The 21,017-nt window shown below is 67.9% G+C and carries 14 protein-coding genes and 7 tRNA genes; 4 read left to right on the forward strand and 17 right to left on the reverse strand.

The annotated features are described in order from the left end of the window. Nucleotides 1–25: 25 nt before the first annotated feature. The 13 genes from NYP07_RS13985 to NYP07_RS14045 form a co-directional block, all read right to left on the reverse strand. Nucleotides 26–111 (reverse strand) — tRNA-Leu (locus tag NYP07_RS13985). A gap of 79 nt (nucleotides 112–190) precedes the next feature. Further along, nucleotides 191–269: transfer RNA gene (locus NYP07_RS13990), tRNA-Leu, on the reverse strand. Between the two features lie 75 nt (nucleotides 270–344). After that, nucleotides 345–420 (reverse strand) — tRNA-Gly (locus NYP07_RS13995). A gap of 48 nt (nucleotides 421–468) precedes the next feature. Further along, nucleotides 469–544, reverse strand: a tRNA-Gly gene (locus NYP07_RS14000). A 13-nt stretch (nucleotides 545–557) separates the two neighbouring features. Continuing rightward, nucleotides 558–631, reverse strand: a tRNA-Cys gene (locus NYP07_RS14005). An 84-nt stretch (nucleotides 632–715) separates the two neighbouring features. Beyond that, a tRNA-Gly gene (locus NYP07_RS14010) sits at nucleotides 716–791 on the reverse strand. 122 nt (nucleotides 792–913) lie between these two features. Further along, nucleotides 914–3,328, reverse strand: coding sequence for an endopeptidase La (lon, locus tag NYP07_RS14015; RefSeq protein WP_268151465.1), 2,415 nt, complete (start codon nucleotides 3,326–3,328; stop codon nucleotides 914–916). Nucleotides 3,329–3,396: 68 nt separating this feature from the next. Then, on the reverse strand, nucleotides 3,397–4,668 hold the full coding sequence (gene clpX / locus NYP07_RS14020) for an ATP-dependent Clp protease ATP-binding subunit ClpX (RefSeq protein ID WP_268151467.1): 1,272 nt from the start codon (nucleotides 4,666–4,668) through the stop codon (nucleotides 3,397–3,399). 122 nt (nucleotides 4,669–4,790) lie between these two features. Continuing rightward, complete coding sequence (clpP, locus tag NYP07_RS14025; protein WP_268151468.1) at nucleotides 4,791–5,399, reverse strand: ATP-dependent Clp endopeptidase proteolytic subunit ClpP; 609 nt, start codon at nucleotides 5,397–5,399, stop codon at nucleotides 4,791–4,793. 111 nt (nucleotides 5,400–5,510) lie between these two features. Beyond that, entirely contained in the window at nucleotides 5,511–6,824 is a 1,314-nt protein-coding gene (gene tig / locus NYP07_RS14030; protein ID WP_268151470.1) for a trigger factor, read from the reverse strand. A 31-nt stretch (nucleotides 6,825–6,855) separates the two neighbouring features. Then, a tRNA-Leu gene (locus NYP07_RS14035) sits at nucleotides 6,856–6,942 on the reverse strand. Nucleotides 6,943–7,080: 138 nt separating this feature from the next. Beyond that, the gene (locus tag NYP07_RS14040; RefSeq protein WP_268151472.1) at nucleotides 7,081–10,263 is read right to left on the reverse strand and encodes an efflux RND transporter permease subunit; all 3,183 of its coding nucleotides are present in this window, start codon (nucleotides 10,261–10,263) and stop codon (nucleotides 7,081–7,083) included. Between the two features lie 13 nt (nucleotides 10,264–10,276). Then, complete coding sequence (locus tag NYP07_RS14045; RefSeq protein WP_268151474.1) at nucleotides 10,277–11,401, reverse strand: efflux RND transporter periplasmic adaptor subunit; 1,125 nt, start codon at nucleotides 11,399–11,401, stop codon at nucleotides 10,277–10,279. 144 nt (nucleotides 11,402–11,545) lie between these two features. Here NYP07_RS14045 and hpnC point away from each other — a divergent pair, with 144 nt between their 5' ends. From hpnC to hpnE, 3 genes are read left to right on the forward strand one after another with little or no spacing between them, the layout of a single operon-like run. Continuing rightward, a complete protein-coding gene (hpnC, locus tag NYP07_RS14050) occupies nucleotides 11,546–12,370 on the forward strand; it encodes a squalene synthase HpnC (protein ID WP_268151476.1) in 825 nt (274 codons plus the stop codon). Next, entirely contained in the window at nucleotides 12,367–13,215 is an 849-nt protein-coding gene (gene hpnD, locus NYP07_RS14055) for a presqualene diphosphate synthase HpnD (protein WP_268151478.1), read from the forward strand. Before hpnC ends, hpnD begins: the two co-directional genes overlap by 4 nt. Then, nucleotides 13,212–14,498: a hydroxysqualene dehydroxylase HpnE gene (hpnE, locus tag NYP07_RS14060; RefSeq protein ID WP_268151480.1), complete on the forward strand. Its 1,287-nt coding sequence runs from the start codon at nucleotides 13,212–13,214 to the stop codon at nucleotides 14,496–14,498. The genes hpnD and hpnE overlap by 4 nt, the downstream gene beginning before the upstream one ends. Here the strand turns inward: hpnE and NYP07_RS14065 are convergent. After that, on the reverse strand, nucleotides 14,426–15,538 hold the full coding sequence (locus NYP07_RS14065) for a TIGR03790 family protein (RefSeq protein WP_268151482.1): 1,113 nt from the start codon (nucleotides 15,536–15,538) through the stop codon (nucleotides 14,426–14,428). The genes hpnE and NYP07_RS14065 overlap by 73 nt on opposite strands. Before the next feature lie 34 nt (nucleotides 15,539–15,572). On the opposite strand from NYP07_RS14065, the gene NYP07_RS14070 reads away from it, so the two are divergent. Next, nucleotides 15,573–16,343 carry an IclR family transcriptional regulator gene (locus tag NYP07_RS14070; protein WP_268151484.1) on the forward strand — a complete coding sequence of 257 codons (771 nt, stop codon included), beginning with the start codon at nucleotides 15,573–15,575 and terminating at the stop codon, nucleotides 16,341–16,343. A 47-nt stretch (nucleotides 16,344–16,390) separates the two neighbouring features. Here the strand turns inward: NYP07_RS14070 and pbpG are convergent, their stop codons facing one another. The 3 genes from pbpG to leuA all read right to left on the reverse strand — a co-directional run bounded on the left by pbpG (nucleotide 16,391) and on the right by leuA (nucleotide 20,915). Further along, nucleotides 16,391–17,368, reverse strand: coding sequence for a D-alanyl-D-alanine endopeptidase (gene pbpG / locus NYP07_RS14075; protein WP_268151486.1), 978 nt, complete (start codon nucleotides 17,366–17,368; stop codon nucleotides 16,391–16,393). Nucleotides 17,369–17,688: 320 nt separating this feature from the next. Next, nucleotides 17,689–19,230, reverse strand: a complete 1,542-nt coding sequence (locus NYP07_RS14080; protein WP_268151488.1) for a 2-isopropylmalate synthase — start codon at nucleotides 19,228–19,230, stop codon at nucleotides 17,689–17,691. Then, the gene (leuA, locus tag NYP07_RS14085; RefSeq protein ID WP_268151490.1) at nucleotides 19,227–20,915 is read right to left on the reverse strand and encodes a 2-isopropylmalate synthase; all 1,689 of its coding nucleotides are present in this window, start codon (nucleotides 20,913–20,915) and stop codon (nucleotides 19,227–19,229) included. Before leuA ends, NYP07_RS14080 begins: the two co-directional genes overlap by 4 nt. Between the last annotated feature and the right edge of the window lie 102 nt (nucleotides 20,916–21,017).

The following is a 21,017-nucleotide window of genomic DNA, read 5'->3' on the forward strand; positions in this document are numbered from 1 at the left end:
CCTTGGCGACAATGCCTACCTTGTGTGCTGGGGACGGGACTCGAACCCGTACGAGGATTTACCCTCGGCGGATTTTAAGTCCGCTGCGTATACCGCTTTCGCCACCCCAGCCTTGGATGGGCATCGACAACATCTGTCGCTGTCCACTTTACCGGAAGATGCTTGTACTGCATCCTGAGCCAGAAGATGCTCGTAGACGGGACTTGAACCCGTACGTCCCTTTCGAGACGGCGGATTTTAAGTCCGCTGCGTTTACCGATTTCGCCACCCGCGCGCTGGCCGGAGATTATCCGGGCCGCACAAAAGAAAACGGGAGACTCGATTGCTCGAATCTCCCGTGAATCTGGAGCGGGTAACGAGGCTCGAACTCGTGACCTCAACCTTGGCAAGGTTGCGCTCTACCAACTGAGCTACACCCGCGCATTTCGCTTGGCATGGTGGCCAAACATCGGTGCGACCGATTTTCACTGGAGCGGGTAACGAGGCTCGAACTCGTGACCTCAACCTTGGCAAGGTTGCGCTCTACCAACTGAGCTACACCCGCATGGTGTTTATTTTGGAGGCGCGATCCGGAGTCGAACCGGACTAACCGGATTTGCAATCCGGGGCATAACCGCTTTGCTATCGCGCCGCCGTAAACCCAAATCAAAGCCGTTGGTGCGACCCTGACGCTTGCTGATGAAAAAGGGAAGCCGGGGCTTCCCTTTTGAAGAACTGGAGCGGGTAACGAGGCTCGAACTCGTGACCTCAACCTTGGCAAGGTTGCGCTCTACCAACTGAGCTACACCCGCATTGCCTGACGCAATCGCTTGCGCAATCTTGTCTGCAATTGCCACCAGATCGTTTTTGCGATCTAGCGAAGCTGGCATTGTAATCCAATTTTTGGTCGAAAGACAAGCCGGCCGCACTTCTTTCAGTGAGGCACCGCCGTGCTCTTGGCCGCGCCCTCCTCCGGCTTGGCCGCGCTCACCGGGACTTCCTCGTCGGGCAGCGGCGTCGGCACCGCCTCCAGCGCGACTTCGAGCACGCGGTCGATCCAGCGCACCGGCACGATCTCGAGCTGGTTCTTCACGTTTTCCGGAATGTCCTGCAGATCCTTGACGTTCTCTTCCGGGATCATCACGGTCTTGATGCCGCCGCGGTGGGCCGCGAGCAGTTTCTCCTTCAGGCCACCGATGGCGGTGACTTCGCCGCGCAGCGTGATCTCGCCGGTCATCGCGACATCGGCGCGCACCGGGATGCCGGTCAGTGCCGACACGAAGGCCGTCGTCATTGCGGCACCAGCGCTCGGGCCGTCCTTGGGCGTCGCGCCGTCCGGCACGTGGACATGCACGTCGCGCTTCTCGAAGACCTCGTCCTTGATGCCCAGGCGTCGGGCGCGCGAGCGCACGACGGTGCGTGCGGCCTCGACGGACTCCTTCATCACGTCGCCCAGCGAGCCGGTGCGGATGATGTTGCCCTTGCCCGGCATCGCGGTCGCTTCGATGGTCAGCAGGTCGCCGCCGACCTCGGTCCACGCAAGGCCGACGACCTGGCCGACCTGGTTCTTCTTCTCGGCACGGCCGAAGTCGTACTTGCGCACGCCGAGGAAGTCGTTGAGGTTGTCCTCGGTGACGACGACCTTGCCTTCGTAGGTCTTGAGCTGCAGGCCCTTGACCACCTTGCGGCAGATTTTGGACATCTCGCGTTCGAGCGAGCGCACGCCGGCCTCCCGCGTGTAGTAGCGGATCACGCCGCGGATCGCAGACTCGGTGACGTCGAGCTCCTCGTCCAGCACGCCGTTGTTCTTGCGCTGCTTGGGCACCAGGTAGCGCTGCGCGATGCTGACCTTCTCGTCCTCGGTGTAGCCCGACAGGCGGATGACCTCCATGCGGTCCAGCAGGGCCGGCGGGATGTTCATCGAGTTGGACGTGGCGACGAACATCACGTCGGACAGGTCGAAGTCGACCTCGACGTAGTGGTCGCCGAAGGTGTGGTTCTGCTCGGGGTCCAGCACTTCGAGCAGCGCCGACGACGGGTCACCGCGGAAGTCCATGCCCAGCTTGTCGATCTCGTCGAGCAGGAACAGCGGGTTGCGCGTGCCGATCTTGGACAGCGACTGCAGCACCTTGCCCGGCATCGAGCCGATGTAGGTGCGGCGGTGGCCGCGGATCTCGGCCTCGTCGCGCACGCCGCCCAGGGCCATGCGGACGAACTTGCGGCCGGTAGCGCGCGCCACGCTCTGGCCCAGCGAGGTCTTGCCGACGCCCGGGGGGCCGACCAGGCACAGGATGGGCGCCTTGACCTTGTCGACGCGCTGCTGCACCGCGAGGTATTCGAGGATGCGGTCCTTGACCTTCTCGAGGCCGAAGTGGTCTTCGTTCAGCACGTCCTCGGCGTTCTTCAGGTCGTGCTTGATCTTGGTCTTCTTGCTCCAGGGCAGGTTGACCAGGGTATCGATATAGTTGCGCACCACCGTGGCCTCGGCGGACATGGGCGACATCAGCTTGAGCTTCTTCAGCTCGGCATCGGCCTTCTTGCGGGCCTCCTTGGGCATCTTGGCGGCGAGGATCTTCTTCTCGAGCTCCTCCATGTCGGCGCCCTCTTCGCCGTCGCCGAGCTCCTTCTGGATGGCCTTGACCTGCTCGTTCAGGTAGTACTCGCGCTGGCTCTTCTCCATCTGGCGCTTCACGCGGCCGCGGATGCGCTTCTCGACCTGCAGGATGTCGACCTCGTGCTCAAGCAGGTCGAGCAGCTTCTCGAGGCGCTTGGCCACGTCGGACAGGTCGAGCACAGCCTGCTTGGCGTCGAGCTTGAGCGGCAGGTGGGCGGCGATGGTGTCGGCCAGGCGACCGGGATCGTCGATGCCGCCGATGGACGTGAGGATCTCGGGCGGGATCTTCTTGTTGAGCTTGACGTACTGGTCGAACTGCTGCGTGACCGCACGGCGCAGGGCCTCGACCTCGGGCGCATGCTCGGTCTCGGGCGGGATGGGCGTGACTTCGGCGACGAAGTGCTCGCCGGGCTCGGTGATGGAACTGGTCGTCGCGCGCTGCAGGCCTTCGACGAGCACCTTCACGGTGCCGTCAGGCAGCTTCAGCATCTGCAGGATGCTGGAGACGCAGCCGACCTCGAACATGTCTTCGGGCTTAGGCTCGTCCTTGCCGGCGGCCTTCTGGGCGACCAGCATGATCTGGCGGCCGGCTTCCATCGCGGCTTCCAGCGCCTTGATGGACTTGGGGCGCCCGACGAACAGCGGGATGACCATGTGCGGGAACACGACGACGTCACGCAGCGGCAGCAGCGGCAGCGTGATCGGGTCGGCGGGGAGGATGGGATGTCCGGACATGAAGACCTCTCTTTCTCAGGCCGATGTGCGGCCTGAGGGGGCAATTGCAAGTTGAGGGCTTGAAGGGCTCAGGCGCTGGCCTTGGCTTGCTCGCGATAGACCAGCAAGGGACGTGCCGCTGCGTCCTCGATGTTGTGCTCGTCCAGCACGACCTTCTCGACGCCATCAAGGGCCGGCAGGTCGAACATGGTGTCGATGAGGGCCTGCTCCATGATGGAGCGCAGGCCGCGCGCGCCGGTCTTGCGGGCCAGCGCCTTGCGGGCGATGGCGGCCAGGGCCGGCTTGCGGATCTCGAGTTCGACGCCGTCCATCTCGAACAGCTGCTGGTATTGCTTGACCAGCGCGTTCTTGGGTTCGGTCAGGATCTGCACCAGCGCGTCCTCGGTCAGTTCGCCCAGCGTCGCGACGACGGGCAGGCGGCCGACCAGTTCGGGGATCAGGCCGAACTTGATGATGTCCTCGGGCTCGCACTCGCGGAAGACCTCGGAGACGCGCTTCTCGCTCTTGCTCCTCACCGTCGCGCCGAAGCCGATGCCGGACTTCTCGCTGCGGTTCTGGATGACCTTCTCGAGGCCGTCGAAGGCGCCGCCGCAGATGAACAGGATGTTGGTCGTGTCGATCTGCAGGAAGTCCTGGTTCGGGTGCTTGCGGCCGCCCTGCGGCGGCACCGAGGCCATCGTGCCCTCGACCAGCTTGAGCAGGGCCTGCTGCACGCCTTCGCCCGACACGTCGCGCGTGATGGAAGGGTTGTCGGCCTTGCGCGAGATCTTGTCGATCTCGTCGATGTAGACGATGCCGCGCTGCGCCCGCTCGACGTCGTAATTGCAGTTCTGCAACAGCTTCTGGATGATGTTCTCGACGTCCTCGCCGACGTAGCCGGCCTCGGTCAGCGTCGTCGCGTCGGCAATCACGAACGGCACGTTCAGCAGGCGGGCCAGCGTCTGCGCCAGCAGCGTCTTGCCGGAACCGGTGGGGCCGATCAAGAGGATGTTGCTCTTGGACAGCTCGACCGAGTCCTTGGCCGTCGCCATGTGGCGCAGGCGCTTGTAGTGGTTGTAGACCGCGACGGCCAGCGTGCGCTTGGCGACGTCCTGGCCGATGACGTATTGGTCCAGGCTGGCCTTGATCTCGCTGGGCACGGGCAGGTCGGACTTGCCGGCGCGCGCGGCCGGCGCGGGCGCCGGGATCTCGTCGCGGACGATGTCGTTGCACAGCTCGATGCACTCGTCGCAGATGAAGACGGACGGGCCGGCGATCAGCTTCTTGACCTCGTGCTGGCTCTTGCCGCAGAAGGAGCAGTACAGAACTTTCTCGCTGGAGGTGCCTTTTTTCTCGGCCATGAAACTGCTCGATGAGAGGCGGGATGCCTCGAATGATGATAGTTCAAACGATCACGGGGCCCCCGTGGGGATAAGGGCCCCGATCGCTTCGCGAATCCGGGACCGTTACAGCCCCGCTCGGCTCAGGGCCGGTGTTCCAGCACCTGGTCGATCAGGCCGTAGCCCTGGGCTTCCGCGGCCGACATGAAATAGTCGCGCTCGGTGTCGACCTGGATTTTCTCCAGGCTCTGGCCGGTGCGCTCGGCCAGGATGCGATTGAGGGCGTCGCGAGTCTTCAGGATTTCACGCGCATGGATCTCGATGTCGGTCGCCTGGCCCTGGGCGCCGCCCAGCGGCTGGTGGATCATGACCTTGGCATTGGGCAGCGAGAAGCGCTTGCCCTTGGCGCCCGCCGCCAGCAGGAAGGCGCCCATGCTGGCCGCCATGCCCATGCACAGCGTGGTCACGTCGGGCTTGATGAAGTTCATCGTGTCGTAGATGGACATGCCGGCCGACACGCTGCCGCCGGGGCTGTTGATGTAGAGCGAGATCTCCTTGTCGGGGTTCTCGCTCTCCAGGAACAGCAATTGCGCGACGACGAGATTGGCGACCGCGTCATTGACCGGGCCGACCAGGAAGACGATGCGCTCGCGCAGCAGGCGCGAGTAGATGTCGTAGGCGCGCTCGCCACGGCCCGACGTTTCGATGACCATGGGCACGAGGCCGAGATTGCTGGTGTCCAGAGCGCTCATTCAGATCCTTGAAGACAAATCAGTAACCACCGTTATGGGGGCGGATTATGGCCACGCAAGTAAAAAGGCGCCGGGCCTCGCGGCGCGGCGCCTTCGTCAGGCGGGGGCCTCTCAGTTGCCGGCAGCCATCAGCTCGTCGAACGGCAGGGCCTTGTCGGTCACCTTGGCCGAGGCCAGCACGAAGTCCGTGACGTTGTTCTCGACGACGACTGCTTCCACCTCGGCCATGCGCTCGCGGTCGCTCAGGTACCAGCGCATGACTTCGGCGGGCTTCTCGTAGCTCTGCGACAGCTCCTCGATGTGGGCCTGCAGCTGGGCCGGCTTGGCCTGCAGGCTGTTGGCGCGCACCAGCTCGGCGACGACCAGGCCCAGGCGCACGCGGCGCTCGGCCTGGGGCTTGAAGATGTCGGCCGGGATCTCGGCCTTGTCGGCATCCTTGACGCCGCGCTTCTTCAGGTCCTCGCGGGCACCGGCGACCATGCGCTCGGCCTCGCCCTGCACCAGCGCATTCGGCACGTCCAGCTCGGAGACGGCGACCAGCGCGTCCATCACGGCGCCCTTGTTGCGGGCCAGCACGCGGAACTTCACTTCGCGCTCGAGGTTCTTCTTGATGTCGGCGCGCAGGGCTTCGACAGTGGCGTCCTTGATGCCGAGCGACTTGGCGAATGCCTCGTTCACTTCGGGCAGGTGCTGGGCCTCGATCTTCTTGACCGTGACGAGGAAGTCGGCTTCCTTGCCGGCCACGTCCTTGCCGTGATAGTCCTCGGGGAACTGCAGCGGGAAGGTCTTGCTCTCGCCGGCCTTCATGCCGCGCACGGCGGCGTCGAACTGCTCCAGCATCTGGCCTTCGCCGATCAGGAACTGGAAGCCTTCGGCCTTGCCGCCGGAGAAGGGCTCGCCATCGATCTTGCCTTCGAAGTCGATGGTGACGCGGTCGCCGGCCTGGGCCACGTCGGCGGCGGCGCGCTGGGCGAAGCTGCGGCGCTGCTTGCGCAGGATCTCGACGGTCTTGTCGATGGCTTCCTCGGTCACGTCGCTGGTGACGCGCTCGACTTCGGCGGCGGCGAGGTCGCCGATCTTGACCTCGGGGTAGACCTCGAAGGTCGCGTCGAAGGCCATCTGGCCTTCGGGAGCTTCATTCTTCTGCTCGATGCGCGGCATGCCGGCCACGCGCAGCTGGGCTTCGTTGGCGGCGTTGTTGAAGGCGGCGCCGAGCTTGTCGTTGACGACCTCGTACTGCACCGAATAGCCATAGCGCTGGGCGACGACGTTCATCGGCACCTTGCCGGGGCGGAAGCCGTCGGCCTTGACGGTGCGGGCCAGCTTCTTCAGACGGGCTTCGACTTCGCTGTTGATGTCAGCGGCGGCGACGTGCAGCGTGATGCGGCGTTCCAGCTTTTCGAGGGTTTCGACGGTGACGGCCATGATGGACTCGGGAACAGTTGAAGGACAGGGGTGGTGCGCGGGGCCGGACTCGAACCGGCACGCCCGTGAAGGCGTCAGGACCTAAACCTGGTGCGTCTACCAATTTCGCCACCCGCGCAACGGGTTGGTTCTGGTCGGGCCGCCTTGCAGGCAAGCCCTGAGAGACGATTCTGGCGATTCGGCAAACCGGCGATTGTAGCGACCCCGCGCGACCTGCCCGCCGCCCCAAGGGCTGGGCGGCAAAAACCTGAAGGACTCAGCTCGGATCGCCGATTTCCGTCGGCAGCTCGCTGTGCAGCCGGCTGTGCTCCTCCTCCTCGGGCCGCACGACGCGGAACCAGGCCGCGTACATGGCCGGCAGGGCCAGCAGCGTCAGCACCGTCGCGACGATGAGGCCGCCCATGATGGCCACGGCCATCGGCCCCCAGAACACGCTGCGCGACAGCGGGATCATGGCCAGCACCGCCGCCGCCGCCGTCAGCACGATGGGGCGGAAGCGCCGCACGGCGGACTCGACGATGGCCGACCAGTCCGGCACGCCGCGGGCGCGGTCCTGCTCGATCTGGTCGATCAGGATGACGGAGTTGCGCATGATCATGCCCATCAGCGCAATGACGCCCAGCAGCGCGACGAAGCCGAACGGCCGGTTCAGCGCCAGCAAGGCCATCGCGACGCCGGCAATGCCCAACGGCCCGGTCAGGAAGACCAGCATCGCGCGGCTGAAGCTCTGCAGCTGCAGCATCAGCAAAGTGAAGGTGATGAAGAGCATGACCGGCATGCCGGCCGCGATGGAGCCCTGGCCCTTGCTGCTCTCCTCCACGGCGCCGGCGATCTGGATGCTGTAGCCGGTCGGCATCTGCTTCTGCAGCTCATCGAGCCTGGGCCAGACTTCCTGCGTGACCGTCGCCCCCTGAAGGCCCTCGACGACGTCGCCCTGCACGGTGACCGCGTAGTTGCGGCCCTCGCGCCACATGACGCCGGGCTCCCAGTCGAAGTCCACCTTGGCGATCTGCGTCAACGGAATGGCCCGGCCGCTGCTCGTCGGCACATAGGCGCTGGCGATGTCCGTGATGACGGCCCGCTCGTCCAGCGGCTGGCGCAGCACGATGTCGATGAGCTTGTCGGCCTCGCGGTACTGGCCGACGACGCTGCCCGACAGCAGCGTGCGCGCCGACTGCGCCAGGCTCTGGCTGCTCACGCCGAGCGCCCGGGCCTTGTCCTGGTCGACGTTCAGCCGCAGCACCTTGACGTTCTCGTTCCAGTTGTCGTTGACGCCGCGCATATTGGGGCTGGCGCGCAGGATGTCCTTGGCCTTGTCGGCCCAGTTGCGCACGACCTTGGGGTCGGCGCCCATCACGCGGAACTGCACCGGGTAGGGGACCGGCGGGCCGTTGGGAAGCAGCTTCACGCGACCGCGGGCCTCGGGGAATTCCTCGGCCAGCAGCGCCGGCAGCCGCTTGCGCAACTCCTCGCGCTCGACCAGGCCCTTGGACAGCAGGATGGACTGCATGACGTTGGACTGCGGGAAGATCTGGTCCAGCGGCAGGTAGAAGCGTGGCACGCCCGCACCCATCCAGGTCGTCACGGTGGCGATGCCCTGCTCCTTCAGCAGGCGGGCCTCGAAGCGCTTGGCCAGTGCCTCGGTTTCCTGGATGGTCGAGCCCTCGGGCAGCCACAGGTCCACCAGCACCTCGGGGCGGCTGGAGTCGGGGAAGAACTGCTGCTGCACCCGCGTCATGCCGAACAGCCCCAGCACGAACACCAGCAAGGTGATGCCGATGGTCTTCCAGCGGTTCTCCACGCACCAGCGCACCAGGCCGCGAAAGCGGTTGTAGAAGGGCGTATCGAAGAGCTCATGCACCTCGCCTGCCGCCGCATGCTTGCCCTTGAGCAGCAGCGCGCCGAGGTAGGGCACGAAGTAGACCGAGACGCCCCAGGAGATCAGCAGGGATGCCGCCGTCACGGCAAAGATCGCGAAGGTGTATTCGCCGACCGTCGACTTGGCCAGGCCGATGGGCAGAAAGCCCACCGCGGTGATCAGCGTGCCGGTCAGCATGGGCATGGCCGTCACGTCGTAGGCGAAGGTGGCGGCGTGCATCTTGTCGTAGCCCTCTTCGAGCTTGCGCACCATCATCTCGACGGCAATGATGGCGTCGTCCACCAGCAGGCCCAGCGCGATGATCAGCGAGCCCAGCGAGATCTTGTGCAGGCCCACGCCCCAATAGAACATCGCGACGAAGGTGATGGCCAACACCAGCGGGATGGTGATCGCGACGACCAGGCCGGGCCAGATGTCGATGCGCAGCGGCTTGGTGTGCAGGCCCAGCGAGATGAAGCTGACCGCCAGCACGATGACGACGGCCTCGATCAGCACATGCACGAACTCGCCGACCGAGGTCGAAACCGCCTTGGGCTGGTCCTGCACCTGCTCGATGTGGATGCCGGCCGGCAGGTCGCGCTCGACGCCCTTCATCGCCACGCCCAGGGCCTTGCCCATCGCGATGATGTCGCCGCCCTTGGCCATCGACACGCCGAGCGCGAGCACTTCCTTGCCGTTGTGGCGCACCATCGTCGTCGGCGGGTCGACGTACTCGCGCCTGATGTCGGCGATGTCTCCCAGGCGCATCTGGCTGGCCGCGCCGGTCTGCGGGTTGACCGCACGGATCGGCACGTCGGCCAGCGCCTGCGGCGTTGTGAACTGGCCCTGCACGCGGATCTGGAAGTTGGCGCTGCCGGCATTCAGCACGCCCGCGCCTTCGACGGCGTTCTGCGCGCCGATCTGGCCGATAACCTGGCTGAAGTCCAGGCCCAGCTGGGCCAGCCGCTTCTGCGAGATCTCGATGAACAGCTTCTCGGGCTGGATGCCGAAGATCTCGACCTTGGCCACGTCCTTGACCTGCAGCAGCGCCTGGCGCACGCGGTCGGCGTGCTCGCGCAGCTCCTCGCGGCTGAAGCCGTCGGCCGACAGCGCATAGATCGAGCCGTAGACGTCGCCGAAGTCATCGTTGAAAACCGGCCCGAGCACGCCCTGCGGCAACGTCGAGCGCATATCGTTGATCTTCTTGCGCACCTGGTAGAAGGCGTCAGGCACGTCCTTGGGCGGCGTGTTGTCCTTGAGCTGGAAGAGGGTCAGCGACTCGCCGGGCTTGGTGTAGGAACGGATCTTGTCCGCATGGTTCACCTCCTGCAGCGTCTTCTCGATCTTGTCGGTGACCTGGTCGGCCATCTGCTGGGCCGTCGCCCCCGGCCAGAAGGCCTGGACGACCATGATGCGGAAGGTGAACGGCGGATCCTCGTCCTGGCCGAGCTGGAAATAGGCCGCGAAGCCCATCAGCATCAGCACCACCATCAGATAGCGCGTCAGCGCCGGGTGTTCCAGCGCCCAGCGCGAGACGTTGAAGCCTTCGGCCAGCGCGGCCTTGTTCGGCGGGATGTTCATGCGCGGCCCCGGCTCAGCGAGAGGCTGCAGGAGCCGCAGGCGCCGCGGCGGCGGTCGTCCGCGGCGGCACGTAGCGCTTGACCTTCTGGCCCGGGTTCAGCACATGCGCGCCGGCCACGACGACCTCCTGGCCGGGGTTCAGGCCGCCGGCGATGACGACCTCGTTGCCCTCGGCCCCGCCCACCTGCACGGCCACCGGCCTCACCGTCATCGATGCACCGTCCAGCACCCAGACCGAGGTCTTGCCGGCCTGCTGCATCACGGCCGCCAGCGGCAGCTTGATGATGCCGGCCACCTGCGGCAGGTCCAGCACGGCGGTGGCCGACTGGCCCAGGCGCACGTCCAGCCTGCCGGCGTCGGCCTTGATGAGGAAGGTGCGCGTGGCCGGATCGGCCGCCGCGGCGACCTCGCGCAGCGTCAGCGGCGCGGTCTTGTCGCTGCCCCACAGGCGCACCTTCAGCGCGGCCGGCCGGCCGGCCGCGGCCCGCACGCGGGCGATCTGGTCCTCGGGCACCGCGAAGACGATGTCGCGCGGCCCGTCCAGCGCGACGCGCACGACCGGCGTACCGGCGGCCAGCACCTGGCCGGGCTCGGCATCGATGCCGGTGACGACGCCGGCGCCGTCGGCCAGCAGCTGGGCATAGCCGGCCTGGTTGCCTTGCACGTCGGCCTGGGCCTTGGCCTGTTCGAGCTGGGCCTGGGCGGCCTTGAAGGCCGAGTCGCGCCGCTCCAGCTCGGCCGTGCTGATGAAGCCCTGGCGCTGCAGGTCGACGAAGCGCTTGTAGTCCTGCCCGGCCTGGTCGCGGTTGGTGCGCGCGGCGGCCACGGCGGCACTGGCGGCGGCCTCGGCCAGCCTCAGGTCCTGGCCGTCGATGCGGGCCAGCAGCTGGCCGGCCTTGACGGCGTCGCCCAGGTTCACCGCGCGGCTCAGCAGCTTGCCGCCGACGCGGAAGGACAGGCGCGACTCGATGCGAGGCTTCACCTCGGCCGCATACTCATGGCTGGCGCTGGCCGTGCCGGCCGTGACGAGCTGGGTGCGCACCGCGCGTTCCGGCTCCGGGGCCGCAGGCTGCTTGCCACAGGCTGAAAGCAAGGCCGCGAGCAGCAGCGGCGATGCGAGACGCAAAAGTTGGGGCATGCAGACCTCGGCAGGAATGAAACGACCAGCCGTCTTTTTAATGACCGGCGGGTCAGTAATGTATGCAGACCCGGTGACAACTGTCAAACCTCGCAGAATTTCGCTTGAATATCGCGGCTTTGCAAGCGGAACTTGAGAAAAAGCTTGAGCGTCGACCACTACGAAAACTTTCCCGTTGCGTCGCTGCTGTGCTCGCCCGCGCTGCGGCCGGCGGTGGTGGCCATCTACCACTTCGCCCGCACGGCTGATGACTTGGCCGACGAGGGTGACGCCAGCACCGCCGAGCGGGTCCAGGCCTTGCGCGACTACCGCGCCGACCTGGCCGCCACCGTCGCCGGCCAGCCGCCCTCCCCGCGCTGGCCGCAGGTGTTCACACCGCTGGCGCGCGAGATCCGCCGCCTGCAGCCTGCCCTGCTGCACGACCTGCTGGACGCGTTCGAGCAGGACCTGAGCCCGCCGCGCTACCGCGACCGCGCCCACCTGCTGGACTACTGCCGCCGCTCGGCCAACCCGGTCGGCCGCCTGCTGCTCGGCCTCTACGGCATCAGCGACGCGGCCTCGCTGCGGCGCTCGGATGCGATCTGCTCGGCGCTGCAACTCGTCAACTTCTGGCAGGACTTCAGCCGCGACGGCCCCAACGGCCGGCTCTATGTGCCGCAGGCCGACCTCGACCGCCACGGCGTTGCCGGCGAAGCGGTGCTGGCCTGCCAGGACGGCCCGGCCGCGCGGGCGTTGATCGCCGACCTCTGCGCCTGGGCGCGGGGGCTGATGCTGGCAGGCGCGCCGCTGGCCCTCACGCTGCGCGGCCGCGCCGGCTGGGAGCTGCGCCTCGTCGTGCAGGGCGGCCTGGCCATCCTCGACAAGATCGAGGCGCGCGGCCACGACAGCCTGCTGCACCGCCCGGCGCTGTCGGCCCGGGACTTTCCGCGCCTGCTGTGGCGAGCCCTGACAATGCAGCGCAGATCATGAGCCCCGAGCAATACGTCCAGGAAAAAGCCGCCGCGAGCGGTTCGAGCTTCTACTACGCCTTCCTCTTCCTGCCGCCGCCGCGGCGCGCGGCCATCACGGCCTTCTACGCCTTCTGCCGCGAGGTGGACGACGTGGTCGACGAGACCCACGACGCCGGTGTCGCCGCGACCAAGCTGGCCTGGTGGCGCAAGGAGGCCGCCAGCGCCTATGCCGACCAGCCCACCCACCCGGTCATGAGGGCGCTGATGCCGCACACGGCCGCCTACGACATCCGGCTGGAGCAGTTGAACGCCGTCATCGAGGGCTGCGAGATGGACCTGCAGCAGACGCGCTACCTCGATTTCGCCGGCCTGCAGCGCTATTGCCACCTGGTGGCCGGCGTCGTCGGCGAGGTCGCCAGCGGCATCTTCGGCCGCACCCAGCCGCAGACCATCGACTACGCGCACAAGCTCGGCCAGGCCATGCAGCTGACCAACATCATCCGCGACGTCGGCGACGACGCGCGGCGCGGCCGCATCTACCTGCCGGTGAACGAGCTGCAGCAGTTCGGCGTGAAAGCCAACGAGATCCTGCTGCGCAGCCAGCCCTGGGGCTACGGCGAACGCTTCACGGCGCTGATGCAGTTCCAGGCCGAGCGCGCCCACCGCCTCTACGACGAGGCACTGGCCCTGCTGCCGGAGGCCGACCGCGCCGCGCAGAAGCCCGGGCTGATGATGGCCAACATCTACCGCGCGCTGCTGGTCGAGATCGAGCGCGAGGGCTTCCAGGTGCTGCACCAGCGCATCGCGCTGACGCCGCTGCGCAAGCTGTGGATCGCGATGCGCACGAACTGGCGAGGCCGGTGAGGGTTGCCATCGTCGGCGGCGGCTGGGCCGGCATCGCGGCTGCCGTCGCGCTGGCGGACGCCGGCCATGACATCGCCGTCTTCGAGATGGCGCCACAGCTCGGCGGCCGGGCGCGCAGCGTCGCGGGCCAGCCCGACTACGACAACGGCCAGCACATCCTCATCGGCGCCTACCGCGACAGCCTCGCGCTGATGCGGCGCCTGGGCGTCGACCCCGAGCTGGTGCTGAAGCGCCTGCCGCTGGCCCTGCCCTACCCTGGTGAGCCGGGGCTGCGCCTGCCGCCCGGCTCACCGCTGATCGCCTTCACGCGCGGCGTGCTGGCCCACGGCGGCTGGCCGCTGAGCGCGCGGCTGGGCCTGCTCGCCGCGGCCGGCGGCTGGCTGGCCCACGACTTCCGCTGCGCGGCCGGTCTGAGCGTCGCCGAACTCTGCGCCGGCCTGCCCGCCACAGTGAAGCGCGACCTCGTCGAGCCCCTGTGCGTCGCCGCGCTGAACACGCCCGCGCGCCAGGCCAGCGCCCAGGTCTTCCTGCGCGTGCTGAAGGACGCGCTGTTCAGCGGTGCCGGCAGCGCCGACCTGCTGCTGCCGCGCCGGCCGCTGTCCGAACTGCTTGCCGGGCCGGCCACTGCGTGGCTGGGCGGGCGGCTGCGGCTGGGCCGGCGCGTGCAGTCCATCGAGCCCGGCTGGCGCGTCGACGGCGAGGCTTTCGATGCCGTCGTGCTGGCCTGCACCAGCGTCGAGGCGGCCCGCCTCGCCGCGCCGCTGAATGCCGGCTGGGCAGCCGAGGCCCAGGGCCTGCGCTTCGAGCCCATCGTCACCGTCTATCTGCACAGCCCCGGCAGCACGTTGCCCGCACCGATGCTGGCGCTGCGCGAAGGCGCGGACGCGCCGGCCCAGTTCGCCTTCGACCATGGCCAGCTCGGCGGCGCACCGGGCCGCTTTGCCTTCGTCGTCAGCGGCGCGGCGCCCTGGGTCGAACGCGGCGGCTGCGCCGAGGCCGTGCTGGCGCAGGCGACGCGCGAGCTGCGCTGGGCCACGCCGCCCGTCGTCGACCGGCTGCTGACCGAGAAGCGCGCCACCTTCGCCTGCACGCCCGGCCTGGCCCGGCCGCCCGCGCGCATCGCGCCCGGCCTGTTTGCCGCGGGCGACTACATCGCCGGCCCCTACCCGGCCACGCTGGAAGGCGCCGTGCGGGCCGGCCTCGCCGCCGCTCAGGGCGTGGCCGCGGAGGCCGGCACGGCCGCAAACGGCGCCGCCAGCGGCTCGCCGACGAAGACGCCCTGAGCCGGCCAGGCCACGCTGTGCCAATAGGCCTCCAGCGCGCTGACGCCCTGGGCATAGGCCTGGATCAGCACCTGCGGGTGCGGGAACTTCTGCAGGTGGTTGCAGGGTTCGCTGACCGTGCCATAGCTGGCTGTCGCGCCGGCGTCGATCCAGTCGAGGACGCTCATCTGCCCGTCGCCCACCGGCCGCTCCAGATGGCCGCCGAAGGAGGTCAGATGGTCGGCCAGCGCGCCGGGCAGCCACTCCTGGCCCGGCGGCGCCGGCACGCGCGCCAGGCCGGTCTCGTAGACGAGGGTGCGGCGCAGCTGCGGCAGCGCATCGCTCTTCACGCGGCCCACCTCGAAGCCGGCCACGCCCGGCACGGCGCCCGCCGGCGGGAAGAGGCGCTCGCGCACATTGCGGTTGGCATCCGGCGTCGCGGCCAGCCAGGCCATGGCCGGCTCGGCCGCGCCGGCCGCCAGCATGTGGTCCGACGCGATGCCGCGCTCGATCATCGCCAGGGCCGCCGGCACCGAGCGCGCCGCCAGCTGCATCGCGGGCCGCAGCCCGAGCACGATCCAGGGCCGCGCGCCGAAATAGCTGGCGTAGGGGCTGGCCCGGGTCGGCGCACAGCTCTGGGCGCAGACCTCGGGCTGCAGGCCCATGCCCAGCGCGCTGGTCAGCGAATTGCACTCCACGGCATAGGGCTGGACCCAGGCCAGCGCCAGGCCGTTGACGTTCTCGGGCATCTGGCTGCGGATGGCCTGGTCCAGCGCCACGAACTCCTCGCGCGAGAGGCTGGCGCGCTGCGGCAGTTGCACGCGCACAACCTGGGCCGGCGGGATGCCGCGGCGCCTGGCGTAGTGCTCGCCCACGGCGACCGAATAGGGATCGGCCGTGTTGATGACGAGGCCCAGTTCATGGGCCGTGATGCGGCCGTACAGGCGCGGCATGCGGCCCCAGCGCGCCTCGGACGCCGGCTCGGCGGCCTGGCAGGCCGCGGCCCAGGCCAGGCAGAGGGCGGCTAGAGCCTGCCACTTAATGAAGCCCGCTTTCGCCATACAAAACACCCGCAATCTCCCCCACAATGACGGCATGAAATCCAAAGAGGCGCAGCAGACCCCGGCCATCCAGGTGCTGGAGCGCATGTTCGCGCTGCTGGATGTGCTCGCCAGCCATCAGGATCCGGTGTCGCTGAAGGCCCTGTCCGAGGCGACCGGCCTGCACCCCTCCACGGCCCACCGCATTCTCAATGACCTGACGCTGGGCCGCTTCGTCGACCGCCCCGAGGCTGGCAGTTATCGGCTCGGCATGCGCATGCTGGAGCTGGGCAATCTCGTGAAGGCGCGGCTGGATGTGCGCGACGCGGCCCTGCCCGCCATGCGCGAGCTGCACAAGTTCACCCACCAGCCGGTCAACCTGTCGGTGCGCCAGGGCGACGAGATCGTCTACATCGAACGCACCTACTCCGAGCGCTCGGGCATGCAGGTCGTCCGCGCCGTCGGCGGCCGCGCGCCGCTGCACCTGACCTCGGTCGGCAAGCTCTTCCTGGCCTGCGACGACAGCTCGCGCGTGCGCGCCTATGCGACGCGCACCGGCCTGTCCGGCCACACCCGCAACAGCCTCACCGACGTGGGTGCACTGGAGCGCGAGCTGGCCATGGTGCGCCAGCGCGGCATCGCCCGCGACGACGAGGAGCTGGAACTGGGCGTGCGCTGCATGGCCGCCGGCATCTACGACGACCAGGCCAAGCTGGTGGCCGGCCTGTCCATCTCGGCGCCGTCGGACCGGCTGGAGGAAAGCTGGGTCGTGCGCCTGAAGGAAACGGCCGCGCAGATCTCGGCCTCGCTGGGGCATCGCACCTGAAACGCAAACGCGGCGCCGAGGCGCCGCGTTCTGCGAGGTTCAGCCGTTCAGAGCTTGGCCGACGGCGTGTCTGCCTCGCCGGGCAGCGTCGAGGCCAGCCATTTGCGCATGCGCTCGGCGTCGGCAATCCGCGAGGCCTTGCCGCTGGAGTCCAGGAACACCATGATGAGCTGGCGGCCGGCCATGCGGGCCTGCATGACCAGGCATTTGCCGGCCTCGTTGATGAAGCCGGTCTTCTGCAGGCCGATGTCCCACAGCGGGTTGGACAGCAGGCCGTTGGTGGAGCGGAACTGCACCAGGCGCTTGCCCAGGGCCACACGGGCCTCGCGCGATGTGGACAGGTCGCGCAGCAGCGGCACCTGGCTGGTCACGTTGACGAGCTTGGCCAGGTCGGACGCGCTGCTCTGGTTGTGGCTGGACAGGCCGGTGGGCTCGACGTAGTGCGTGTCGGCCATGCCCAGGCTCTGCGCCTTGGCGTTCATCGCCGCGACGAAGGCATCCAGGCCACCGGGATAGTTGCGGCCCAGCGCATGCGCGGCGCGATTCTCGCTGGACATCAGCGCCAGGTGCAGCATGTCGCCGCGCGTCAGCGTCGTGCCGACGGCCAGGCGCGAGCGGGTGTTCTTCTCGGTGTCGATGTCGTCGGCCGTCACCGTCAGCTTCTCATCCAGCGACTGGCCGACCTCGACGACGACCAGGGCCGTCATCAGCTTGGTGATGGACGCGATGGGCAGCACGGCCTGGGGATTCTTGGAGAACAGCACCTCGTTGGTGTTCTGGTCCATCACATAGGCCACGCTGGACTTCAGCGCCAGGGGGTCGTCCACCTCGTGCAGGCCGGCGGTCTGCCCGAAGGTCGGCACCGCGGGCACGACGACGGCCTGCTTGCGCAGCACGACGGACTTGACCTGGCGGGTCGACGAGGTCCTGGCCTTTGACTTGACGTCGGCGGTGCCAGCCGTGGCCACGCCGGGCAGCGCGGTCAGCAGGCTGAAGCTCAAAAAGGCGGCGGCAAAAGTCTTCAACAGGATCCCCAACAGCTGGACGGCAGTGTAAGTGACGGCAAAAACATTGACAAGATAAGAACTTAAGCGAAATACCTCAAGTGAACTCTCGCCCCACTTCCGGGCAACAGGCACCACAGACCAACCACTGCTGGCTCCTTTGCGGTGCCGCCGGCTTCAAACGCCGGCAAGTAAGCCAGGGCTGACAGGGTTCCGCCATCGGGATCTGCCCCGAATGCCAAGGATTGCCGGCGCGCGGGTTCCGCTCCGAAACCGGAGCAGCCCGTGCTTTCCGCGCCAGATTGCACGGCCGGCGGCAAAGGCTGCGGCCCGCCTCCGCGTCAGCCCTGGGCCGCCACCCGCTCAGCCTTGCTCTGCAGCTTGTTCAGCGCGCTCAGGTAGGCCTTGGCCGACGCGACGATGATGTCGGGGTCGGCGCCCACGCCGTTGACGACGCGGCCAGCATGCTGCAGCCGCACCGTCACCTCGCCCTGCGACTCGGTGCTGCCGCCGGTGATCGCGTTGACCGAGTACAGCAGCATCTCGGCGCCGGACTGCACGACCGATTCGATGGCCTGCAGCGTGGCGTCCACCGGCCCGTTGCCGTCGCTCTCGGCGCGATGCTCCTGGTGGCCGACGGCGAACACGATGGCCGCATGCGGGCGCTCGCCGGTCTCGCTGCGCTGGGCCAGCGACAGCAGGCGGTAGTGCTCGGCGTCGTTGACGACGGACTCGTCCATGACGAGGGCGACGATGTCCTCGTCGAAGATCTCGTTCTTGCGGTCGGCCAGGTCCTTGAAGCGCACGAAGGCCGCGTTGATCTCGGCCTCGCTCTCCAGCTCGATGCCCAGTTCCTGCAGGCGCTGCTTGAAGGCGTTGCGGCCCGACAGCTTGCCCAGCACGATCTTGTTGGCGGCCCAGCCCACGTCCTCGGCGCGCATGATCTCGTAGGTGTCGCGCGCCTTCAGCACGCCGTCCTGGTGAATGCCGCTGGCGTGCGCGAACGCGTTGGCGCCGACGACGGCCTTGTTGGGCTGCACGACGAAGCCGGTCGTCTGCGACACGAGCTTGGAGGCCGGCACGATCTGCGAGGTCTCGATGCCCACGTCCAGCCCGAAATAGTCGCGCCGCGTCCTGACGGCCATGACGACTTCTTCGAGCGAGCAGTTGCCGGCGCGCTCGCCCAGGCCGTTGATGGTGCACTCGATCTGGCGCGCGCCGCCGATCTTCACACCCGCCAGCGAGTTGGCGACCGCCATGCCGAGGTCGTTGTGGCAGTGCACGCTCCAGATGGCATTGTCAGAATTGGGCACCTTCTCGCGCAGCCGGCGGATGAAGTCGCCGTAGAGCTCGGGGATGGCATAGCCGACCGTGTCGGGGATGTTGATGGTGCCGGCGCCTTCCCTGATGACGGCCTCGCAGACGCGGGCCAGGAAGTCGATGTCGGAGCGGTAGCCATCCTCGGGCGAGAACTCGATGTCGCCGCACAGATTGCGCGCGAAGCGCACGGAGAGCAGCGCCTGCTCCAGCACCTGCTCGCGCGTCATGCGCAGCTTCTTCTCCATGTGGAGTTCGCTGGTCGCGATGAAGGTATGGATGCGCGCCCGGCCGGCGCCGGCCAGCGCCTCGGCGGCGCGGGAGATGTCGCGGTCGTTGGCGCGGGCCAGCGAGCAGACCGTGCTGTCCTTCACCACCGCGGCGATGGCCTTCACGGCCTCGAAGTCGCCGTTGCTCGACGCTGCGAAACCGGCCTCGATGACGTCGACCTTCATGCGCTCCAGCTGGCGCGCGATGCGCAGCTTTTCCTCGCGGGTCATCGAGGCGCCGGGCGACTGCTCGCCGTCGCGCAGCGTCGTGTCGAAGATGATGAGTCGGTCGGTCATGTCGCTTGCTCCTGGGATGTCGGCATCGCAAAGGCGGGCGTGCGGCGCAGGCCCGACAGGATGGCCTGCATGGACGCGCGCACGATGCTGCCATCGATGCCCACGCCATGCCGCGTCTCGTCGCCGACACGCAATTCCAGATAGGCCACCGCGCGCGCATCCGCGCCGCTGCCGATGGCGTGCTCGTGGTAGTCCAGCACGCGGATGGGCAGGCCTGCACGGGCGCCCAGCGCGTTGACGAAGGCGTCGATGGGGCCATTGCCCTCGCCCTGCACGCGGCCCATCCAGCCGCCCAGCACGACTTCGGCGGAAATGCGCATCGCGCCGCCGCCCACCTCGTTCATCTGCGGCTGCAGCACCGAGGTGCCGGCATCGCCGATCGCGTACTCGCGCTCGAAGATGGCATGGATGTCGGCCGCGCTGAGCTCCTTGCCCATGTCGTCCATCACCCGCTGCACGACCTGGCTGAACTCGATCTGCAGCCGGCGCGGCAGTTCCAGGCCGTACTCGTTCTCGAGCAGGTAGGCGATGCCGCCCTTGCCGGACTGGCTGTTCACGCGGATGACGGCGTCATAGCTGCGGCCCAGATCCTTGGGGTCGATGGGGAGGTAGGGCATGTCCCAAATCTCCCCCTCCTGGCGGGCCGCGAAGGCCTTCCTGATCGCGTCCTGGTGCGAGCCCGAGAAGGAGGTGTAGACGAGGTCGCCGACATAGGGGTGGCGCGGATGCACCGGGATCTGCGTGCAGTGCTCGACGCAGCGGCGCACCTCGTCGATGTCGGAGAAATCGAGCTGCGGGTCGACGCCCTGGGTGTAGAGGTTGAGCGCGATGTTGACGAGGTCGACATTGCCGGTGCGCTCGCCGTTGCCGAACAGGCAGCCCTCGACGCGGTCGGCGCCGGCCATCAGCGCGAACTCGCCGGCCGCCGTGCCGGTGCCGCGGTCGTTGTGCGGGTGGACCGACAGCACGATGCTGTCGCGGCGTTCGAGGTGGCGGTGCATCCACTCGATCATGTCCGCGAAGATGTTGGGCGTGCTGTGCTCGACGGTGGACGGCAGGTTGACGATGCACTTGCGCTCGGGCGTCGGCTCCCACACCGCGGTCACCGCGTCGACGACGCGCTTGCTGAACGCCAGCTCGGTGCCCGAGAACATCTCGGGCGAATACTCGAAGCGCCAGTCCGTGCCCGGCCGCGCGGCGGCCAGTGCCTTGATCTGGCGGGCATGCGAGCTGGCGAGTTCGACGATGCCATCCTCGTCCTGGCCCAGCACGACGCGGCGCATGATGGGCGCCACCGCGTTGTAGGCGTGGACGATGACGCGCTTGGCGCCGCCGAGCGACTCGAAGGTGCGCTCGATCAGATGGGAACGCGCCTGGGTCAGCACCTGGATGCTGACGTCGTCGGGGATGTGGCCGCCCTCGATCAGCAGGCGCACGAAATCGAATTCGGTCTGCGATGCCGACGGGAAGCCGACCTCGATCTCCTTGAAGCCGATCTTCACCAGCTGCTGGAACATGCGCAGCTTGCGCGCGATGTCCATCGGCTCGATCAGCGCCTGGTTGCCGTCGCGCAGGTCGGTGCTCAGCCAGATCGGGGCGCGGGTCAGCACGGCGTCGGGCCAGGTGCGGTCCGGCAATGCGACGGGGGCGAAGGGGCGGTACTTTTGCTGCGGGTGCTTCAACATGGTTTCCATCCGGGGGATTGGGTGGTGCAACCGGCAGCCTTTGAAAACACGAACGGCCCGCTGCGGTTGCATACGGGCCGTTGGGGTCAGCGTGAGCGAATA

Origin of the sequence: Pelomonas aquatica (assembly GCF_026712205.1) — a bacterium.
Taxonomy (GTDB): domain Bacteria; phylum Pseudomonadota; class Gammaproteobacteria; order Burkholderiales; family Burkholderiaceae_C; genus Pelomonas; species Pelomonas aquatica.